Here is a 441-nt window from a genome sequence, read left to right on the forward strand (position 1 = left end):
GGCCGGAATCCCCGCGGCCGTCGGTGCTTATCTGGCGGTGATTACCGAACTGGTGATCATGCCGTTCACCTTCTTCAGGCCCAACGATGCGTTCTACTACGGCGTGTTGCCGGTACTGGCCGAAGCCGCCAGCCACTACGGGATTACGGCCGCCGAAATGGCCCGCGCCTCGATCGTGGGCCAGCCGGTTCACTTGCTCAGCCTGTTGGTGCCCTCCACCTACTTGCTGGTAGCCCTGGCCGGCATCGAATTCGGTGACCACCAGCGCTTCACCCTCAAATGGGCGGTACTGGTGTGCCTGTTCATCATGGTGGCGGCCCTGTTGCCGGGAACATTCCCGCTGTACAGCAGCCTCTGACCCGGCACGGGCCGGGTTGCCAGCGATAGATTCAGCTCGTTTTACTCGCACGACCGAGGTGCTCACATCGCTGGCAAGCCGGC

Annotated in this window: 1 pseudogene; it reads left to right on the forward strand. The window is 63.0% G+C overall.

Annotated features, from left to right (window positions below):
- Positions 1 to 358: pseudogene (locus tag JQ845_RS22885) on the forward strand (citrate transporter); the annotation flags it as partial.
- Between the last annotated feature and the right edge of the window lie 83 nt (positions 359 to 441).

The organism is Pseudomonas paraversuta, from assembly GCF_904063065.1.
GTDB classification, from domain to species: Bacteria; Pseudomonadota; Gammaproteobacteria; order Pseudomonadales; family Pseudomonadaceae; genus Aquipseudomonas; species Aquipseudomonas paraversuta.